Genomic DNA, 8,097 nt, shown 5'->3' with positions numbered 1-8,097 from the left:
GTTACGCCAGATCAGTATCAGAAGATGCTGATCGGGTATTCGACGAACACGCGAACTTCGTTGCCGTCGTCGTTGTAGCCGTTTTGGCGCACAGCGTTGTTGGTACGCAAGAACGAACTACGCAGCTTGATCGAGAGGTCCTTCGCCGGGCCGTCCTGCACCACGTAGCGAACCTGGTTGAAGATCTCGCGCTCCTTACCCTCGCCAAAACCTTCCGGGTTCTTGAGGTTGCGGGTGTTGATGTTGTCACCCACCACGTAAGCCAGCTTGTAGGTCAGACCAGGGATGCCGAAGGCACCGAAATCCAGGCCGTAGCCCAACTGCCAGGAGCGCTCGTCTTCGGCGTTGAAGTCGGACCAGTACGAGTTGGCCAGGTAGATGGTCGAACCACCGTCGCCGACACCGCCTTCGTTCTGGTACCAGCCATAGTTATAGCCGGTGCTGCCGGTACTGCGCTGGTGGGCCAGCGTGAAGGAGTGCGGGCCATAGGCGTAGGTAGCCGCCAGGCTCCAGATGGTGTTGCGGTCGCCATTCAAGCCAGCTTCACGCACATACTTGTTGTCGATGTCCGACTTGTAGCCGTTGAAGTCCAGGGTCAGGGACTGGTCGGCCGCGATCGGGAAGACGTAGTTCAGACCCAGGTAGTGCTTCTTCATGACATCTTCGTTGTCCGCGGTGTACAGCGACGCGGTGAAGTTGTCGGTGAACTTGTAGCTGCCGCCGAGCACGTTGATCGACTTCAGGCCACCGCCATCACGGCGCTCGGCACTCTTGCGGGCTTCCTGGGTGAAGCGGCCTGCATTCAGCTCCAGGCCTTTGATCTCCTTGGAGGTGATCATGGTGCCAGTGAAGCTCTCTGGCAGCAGACGAGCGTCGTCGTACTGCAGGACCGGCAGAGCCGGCATCTGGTCACCGTACTTAAGCACAGTGTTGGAGATGCGGAACTTCACCGCTGCACCACCACGAGCCAGGTTGTGAGGGGCGTTGGTTTTCTCACCGTCGAAGGTGGGGTCGGAGCGTTTGAAGAAGTCGACACCGCCACCCTGGTTACGACCCTTGCCACCATCCAGACGCACGGCGTACAGGCCGAAGGCGTCGACACCGACACCCACGGTGCCTTGGGTGAAGCCGGAGGAGAAGTTGGCGATCACGCCCTGGCCCCACTGGGACTGGTCGTTGGTGTGGTGCTTCTTGTCACGGTTGATGAAGGCGTTGCGCAGGAGGACGTTGGCGTGGCTGTCCTCGATGAAGCCCTTGCTTTCGGCCTGGTCGTTGGCCTGGGCCTGAGTGGCGGCGATGAGTGCCAGCGCTACCAGGCTGATCCTTGTATTCAACATGTTGTTTTCCTTATTACCGAATCAGAACGCTCTGCTACCTAAAACGCCAGGAACCAACGCCCCTTCGTAGGTTCGACGCTTGTATCCAAACTGAAAACCCCGCTCCTTTTGCAGGTAGCGGGCTTCGTCCGGCGCTCGGCCAACTGATGGCCGGCAGGCGTAGAGGCCGAATCCTAGCCGCGTGTGCTTCTCAATGTCAAAAAAACGTGAAATGAAGGTTGATATAACCAAATTAAAGGCCAGAGCTGGTGCAAATCTGTGCTGAATCGCAGAACAGACAGTTATTCCCTCTCTTTTCTGTACTTTCGTACAGACAGCCTACTCTTGGTTGACTTGACAAAAACACGCGCATAAAAGCGAATAATTACCAGTTACAAATTGATACATTCGTAAATCTTCATCTTTACAAATAGGCAGGCAAGAGCAAATAGCAAGCATTAACATTCGCATCCTTTTCACAACAACCTCTGCTGGATGCCTGCCGATGCTTGCCCCCTGCCGCTTGTCTCCCCTGTCCCTGGGCCTGTCGCTGATGTTCAGCGTAGGCCTTGCCAGCGCTGCCACCACGACCCTGCCTGAACTCTCGGTCACTGCCGAAAGCGAACGCGAGCGCGATAACCCGCGGGTCAAGGACGTCAGCACCGCCACCCGCACCTCGACCCCGGTGCGCTACGTCCCGCAGGCCATCGACACGGTGAAGACCGCCAACGTCCTGGACTACGGCACCAACAGCCTGGGCAAGGCACTGGAGGGCATCCCCAACGTCAGCAGCGGTGCCGACACTCGCTTCGACAGCCTGCGCATACGCGGCTTCGACGCCAGCAACGACTTCTATCTGGACGGCGTGCGTGATGACAGCCAGTACGTGCGCGACCTGCACAACATCGAGCGCATCGAGGTCCTCAAGGGCCCGGCAGCGGTGCTCTATGGCCGCGGCAGCCAGGGTGGCATCGTCAACCGGGTGAGCAAGGCGCCGGAGCATGGCCGTCGCTCGACCCTCGAAGCCCAGGGCGGCAGCGAGGATCTGCGCAGCCTGTACGCCGACCTCAGTGCCGACCTCAACGACGACATCAGCGTGCGCCTGAACATGGGCAACCAGGACAACAACAGTTTCCGCGACGGCGTCGACGGTAACCGCCAGCTGTTCGCGCCTTCGTTGAGCTGGCAACTGAGCCCCGACCTGAACTGGCTGGTGCAGTACGAATACAGCCGCTACAACCGCACGCCGGATCGCGGCATTCCGGGTGTCGGCGGCCGTCCGGCAGATGTCGGGCGCAGCACCACCTATGGCGACACGCAGCGCGACTTCATCGATGACAAGTCGCAGTCGCTGCGCTCGCGCCTGAACTACCAACTCAGCGACAACTGGCAACTGCGCCACACGCTGAGCCTGTTCAAGCTCGACAGCGATTTCGACAACACCTACCTCACCGGCTACACCCCGAGCACCAACCTGGTGACCCGCCAGCGCTGGCAGCAGGACTTGAACACCCGCAACCTGTTCAACAACCTCGAGGCCGAGGGTGATGTCAGCACCTGGGGTCTGGAGCACAAGCTGCTGCTGGGTCTGGAGTTCGGTAACCAGCGCCGCGACCCGCGCCTGTACACCGCCCTGGCGGCGAACGCCGGTGGCCAGGCAGTACCACCGCTGAACCTGAACAATCCCAACCGACGCCTGCAGCACAACGGCCCGATGGTGCCGTCGAGCTACAACCATACCGTGGTCGACAGCCGTGGCGTCTACCTGCAGGACCAGATCCGCCTCAACGACCAATGGCAGATCCTCGCGGGCGTGCGCTTCGACCAGTTCGAGGTGGAAACCACCAACAAGCTGCGGGGCATTTCCGAGAAGCAGGACGACAACAGCACCAGCCCGCGCCTGGGCGTGGTCTATTCGCCCTGGCAGGAGCATTCGTTCTACGCCTCCTGGAGCAAGACCTATTCCCCGGTCGGCGGCGGCCTGATCGGCATCACCCCCGGCGCTGCCGGCAACACCAACGAAACCGCTCCGGAGAACACCCGCCAGAAGGAAATCGGGGTCAAGAGCGACTGGTTCGACGAGCGCCTGAGCACAACCCTTGCCGTCTACGAGCTGGAGCTCTACAACCGCCGCACCACCGATCCGGACAACCCAGGCATCACCATCCTCACCGGCCTGCAACGCTCGCGAGGCATCGAGCTGACGGCCCAGGGCAATGTGGTCGGCAACTGGTACGTGCGCGGCGGCATCGGCCTGCAGGATGCCATCATCGCCAAGGACAACGGCGGCCTGGAAGGCAATCGGGTAAACAACGTGGCGCGACGCAACGCCAGCCTGTTCGTGACCTGGAAACCGGAGCTGGGCTGGTACGCCGAAACCGGCCTGACCCTGGTCGGCGACCGCTATGCCGATAACCAGAACACCACGGTGCTGCCAGGCTACGGTCGCTGGGATGCGCTGGCCGGGTTCCGCACCCACGACTGGGACGTTCGCGCTGCGCTGAACAACCTCACCGACAAGACCTACTACAGCTCGGCGACCAGCGCCGCGCAGATCCAGTTCGGCGATCCGCGCAGCCTGGTGGTGACAGGCACCTACAGCTTCTGACCGATGGGCTCTATCCAGAAGCGCGCCAACTAGGCTTCAATACGCGTTTTTTCGGACACCCCCAAGGATTCACCCATGGCCTCCAACACCAAGCAACAGAAACGCGCCAAGCGCGCCGCCTCCAAGGCCAAGCAGAACCGCATGGTCCGCGGCGGCCAGGCGGTCAAGGCCAGCGCGGGCGAGAGCACCAGCGTCGAGCAGGTGTACAGCAAGGCCATGGAATCCGGCAGCTATGACGCGCTGTTCAAGAAGATGAAGGAAGCACAGGAAACCGGCCTGGTGGCGATGATCTCGGTGTTCCTGGTCGATCCATTGCTGGCGCTGGTGCTCAAGGGGCACAAGGAAGAGCACGCCACCGACTACATCGTCCTGGTGTTTACCGCTTACCGCGCCTGGCTCGATGGCGCTGATGAAGCGGCCACCATGGCCTGGCTGGAAAGCGACGAGTTCCAGGACGCCTACGTGGCAGCGTCGGAGGCGGTGGCCAAGCAGCAGCAACAGCAGAAGCAGTTCGGCTGAAACTCGGCGTGCGCCCATAAAAAATGTCCGATGTCAAGTGTGTTTGAACCTTGCCGTACTCAGCGGAAACCTTTGTGGAGCAATAGGTTAGGCCAAGTCAAAATGATACCAAGCTGCTTGCGTTGCCGAGGCTGAGTGTCACATGGGAGCCCCTGCATCGCAGGTTGCGTCGCATCTCATCGCGTCACGCGGCGACTCATGGACGTTGGCCGTGTCCATGGGGTTGAACAAGTGGAGGCGGCTTTCGAATGCAGGATTGCACATAGAAATGGTTCTGGAAGAGCCAAGCGAGCCCAAAATCTGCTTGAACCGAAATACTCCTACCGAATCCATTTCCACTCTTGGCGACACAGTCATCACGCAGCCCGCTTACAGCCGTCTAGCATCATCCACCGGCATTCCTCTGGCGCGATCAACACAATGTTCCGGTCTATATCGCCGGCTCGGGTCGCAGGCTAAAGCTTCGTCGGATTGGGTGCATCGCCGTAGACCTGGACCGGATCGAATAGCTTCTGCGTCTCGGTGAAGACCAGCGCTTGCCCACGCGATCGCTGCGCGGCCACGGGCACCCGGCGATAGAAGCAGGATCGGTAGCCAACATGACAGCTCGCACCGCAGCCGGCTACGCGCACGCGAAGCCAGACGCTGTCCTGATCGTCATCGATGCGCAACTCGTGAACGGTCTGAATGAGGCCACTGGTCGCGCCTTTACGCCATACGATCTGGCGCGAACGGCTCCAATAATGTGCTTCACCGGTCTCGATGGTCATCGTCAGCGCCTGCTGGTTCATATATCCCAACATCAACACTTCGTCAGTGTCCGCGTCGCTCGTCACGCACGGTATCAGGCCCTGGGCATCGAAGCGGGGAGCCAGGTCATGGCCCTCCTCGACCTGATCAATCGATCGCCGCTCAGCGAACCGGACGGCGTGTGCCGGGGCTGCTACGGACGACGCTGCATTGTTTTTGCTCATTTCGGTCTCCATCAAGCTTTATCTCAAGGTCATGGTTCGACCCTGGAAATGCGAGCAGTCCGGTTGCCGGCAATGCGCGTAGATCACATGCGTGGCACCGACCACGTCGAACCCATGGCGTGCTGCAATGCGCTGGCGACATGCATGAAGTTCGGCATCGTCGAAGCGCTGGACGCGCCCGCACAGGCTGCAGATCAACCGGTCATGCGTCGGTTCATCGTCGAGCTCATAACCGGCCGCCCCGGCGGCGAGGTGGACGACTTTGAGCAACCCCGCGGCCTTCAGTGCGTTCAGGGCTCGATCGAAGGCGGCTGGACCCGCTTTGCCATCTTGCGCGCGATAGCGCCGATACACGTCCTCAGCTGACAGAGGCAGATCGAGCGCACCTTCGAAGACGCGCAGAATGGCGGGATAGAGGCTCGGCCGTGCGGGTTCGGCGCACCTATTATGGGCTGTCATCCTGTTCTCCGGAGACATCGCTGTTGAGATCGTCTTAAAAACGAGACCGGCAGTCCGCTGGGGTGCCGTTCCAGCAAGCCCGTCGATCGACATCGGGCGCCGAGGCGCCCCTATCATGGCGCGACCGGTCTCAACCCGTTCGCCGGCTCAGCCGTCGCCGATCCACGGTCGTGCTGTCCCCATTTGGCGAGATCGATGCACAAAGGACGCTGTGTGCCTCGACGGTGAGCTGTACCCGGTGCCCGGGTTTCCTCCAGCAAAAAACCTACCGCATCCATCAACGACAAATGGCGTGATTCCTGTCGTCCACGGATCGCGAGCGTGCCGGCTTTCTGCTCACGCGCACCGACGACCAGGAGGAACGGGATACACTGCAGACTATGCTCGCGGATCTTAGCTCCGATCGTCTCGTTGCGCACGTCAACCTCAACGCGCAGGCCCGCTTCGCGCAGCCAGTGCATGGCCTCCTGCGCATAATCGTCTTGATCGCGGCTGATCGACAGAATCATGGCCTGCACCGGTGCCAGCCAGGGCGGGAGCTTGCCGGCATGATGCTCGATCAAAATGCCCGTAAAGCGTTCCAGCGAACCCAGGATCGCGCGATGAAGCATGACGGGGCGCCGCCGCTCTCCCGCTTCATCGATATAGTCGATCCCGAAGCGCTCCGGCAGGTTCATATCGACCTGAAGCGTACCGCACTGCCAGTCGCGACCGATCGCATCGCGCAGCACGAATTCAAGCTTGGGGCCATAGAAGGCGCCTTCCCCCGGATTGAGTTCGAACGCGACGCCCACGCCTTCGAGTGCCTGCGTTAACGCGGCTTCCAGACGATCCCAAAGCGCGTCCTCGCCCATGCGGTGTTCCGGGCGGGTCGATAATTTGACGCGCACCTGGTCAAAGCCGAAATCGCGGTAGACATCGAGCACGAGGTCGATGACCGAGCGGCACTCCGCATCCAGCTGGTCCGCCACGCAGTAGATATGGGCGTCATCCTGCGTGAAATGGCGCACACGCAGCAACCCGTGCAGCGCACCGGACGGCTCGTACCGATGCACCTTGCCGAACTCGCTCATGCGAATGGGCAGGTCGCGATAGCTTTTTAGGCCATGGCGGTACATGAGCACGCTGCCCGGGCAACTCATCGGCTTGAGCGCCAGCGATCGACCCGGCTCGGGTTCGGTCACGAACATATGCTCGCGATAATTCTGCCAATGGCCCGAGATGTCCCATAGCGCGCGATCCATCACGTCCGGCGTGTTGACCTCGACATAGCCGGCCGCCTGCTGTCGCCGCCGCAGATAGGCGATCAATTGCTGGAACAGCGTCCAGCCACGCGGGTGCCAGAAGACGGCGCCCGGCGCTTCCTGCTCGAAATGGAAAAGATTTAGTTCGCGCCCGAGACGCCGATGATCACGTTGCTCGGCTTCGGCGAGACGATGGAGATGGGCTTGGCGTTGCGCTTCGTTTGCCCAGGCCGCACCATGGATGCGCTGCAACTGCGCTTCGGTCGCATCGTCATCCCAATAAGCACCGGAGACATGCTGAAGCACGAAGAGCTTCAGGAAACGGGAATTGGGCACCACGGGGCCGCGCGACAGGTCGATATGGTCCTGATGTATGTAAATACTGACCGTTGCATCCTTTGCGAGGTCATCGAGCAATCGCAGCTTATAGCCGGCCTTGTTCAACCGAAAGATTCGGACAGCCTCGTCGTGCGGTAAAACATATTTGAAAATTTCATACTCCGCGCTCGCCAGAATCCGCATGCGGGCTTCGATGGCGTGAAGATCGTCGGGCGTGAACGGGCGCTCATAGGCGATGTCATAGTCGAAGCCGTCGTCGGTGACCCGCGCGATCGCCATCTGAGCCGAGGGGTAAAGTTGCTTGACGGCATGGCCGAGCAACTGGGCACAGGCGCGCCGCAGGATCGTCAGGCCGTCGTGATCCTCGCTGGTGACCGGCTCGATGAGAGCGTTGTGGAGAAGCACCTCGGAGAGATCCACCAACTGGCCGTCCCGTCGTGCCGCGATCGCATCTCCCGCATGGACCGGATCGAGGATTGCCAGCGCTTCGGCAGCAGTCGCCGGACCATCGAACCGGTGCTCCCGCCCATCGGGCAAACGGACAGTGACGTCGTGGGATGTCGCGATGCTCGCCATGGTCTAAAACTCGTTCTGGATGGATTTATAGCCGTTCACCAACACGTTGTTGGTTCGCGCAA

At 60.8% G+C, this 8,097-nt stretch carries 6 protein-coding genes; 2 read left to right on the top strand and 4 right to left on the bottom strand.

What is annotated here, in order from left to right:
* Window positions 1-17 precede the first annotated feature (17 nt).
* A complete protein-coding gene (locus HU729_RS14995) occupies window positions 18-1,337 on the bottom strand; it encodes an OprD family porin (protein WP_063541571.1) in 1,320 nt (439 codons plus the stop codon).
* Between the two features lie 484 nt (window positions 1,338-1,821).
* Here HU729_RS14995 and HU729_RS14990 point away from each other — a divergent pair, with 484 nt between their 5' ends.
* A complete protein-coding gene (locus tag HU729_RS14990) occupies window positions 1,822-3,924 on the top strand; it encodes a TonB-dependent siderophore receptor (protein ID WP_186710776.1) in 2,103 nt (700 codons plus the stop codon).
* 75 nt (window positions 3,925-3,999) lie between these two features.
* Window positions 4,000-4,443, top strand: a complete 444-nt coding sequence (locus HU729_RS14985) for a hypothetical protein (RefSeq protein ID WP_186665657.1) — start codon at window positions 4,000-4,002, stop codon at window positions 4,441-4,443.
* A gap of 455 nt (window positions 4,444-4,898) precedes the next feature.
* On the opposite strand, the gene hisI is transcribed toward HU729_RS14985, so the two are convergent.
* The 3 genes from hisI to thrS form a co-directional block, all read right to left on the bottom strand.
* Window positions 4,899-5,417, bottom strand: a complete 519-nt coding sequence (gene hisI, locus HU729_RS14980) for a phosphoribosyl-AMP cyclohydrolase (RefSeq protein ID WP_186710774.1) — start codon at window positions 5,415-5,417, stop codon at window positions 4,899-4,901.
* 18 nt (window positions 5,418-5,435) lie between these two features.
* The gene (locus HU729_RS14975; RefSeq protein WP_186710773.1) at window positions 5,436-5,876 is read right to left on the bottom strand and encodes a transcriptional repressor; all 441 of its coding nucleotides are present in this window, start codon (window positions 5,874-5,876) and stop codon (window positions 5,436-5,438) included.
* Window positions 5,877-5,989: 113 nt separating this feature from the next.
* A complete protein-coding gene (gene thrS / locus HU729_RS14970) occupies window positions 5,990-8,035 on the bottom strand; it encodes a threonine--tRNA ligase (RefSeq protein WP_186710772.1) in 2,046 nt (681 codons plus the stop codon).
* Window positions 8,036-8,097 lie beyond the last annotated feature (62 nt).

Source organism: Pseudomonas sp. RW10S2, assembly GCF_014268985.1.
Classification (GTDB): domain Bacteria; phylum Pseudomonadota; class Gammaproteobacteria; order Pseudomonadales; family Pseudomonadaceae; genus Aquipseudomonas; species Aquipseudomonas wayambapalatensis.
This window is presented reverse-complemented; position numbering and strand designations above follow the sequence as displayed.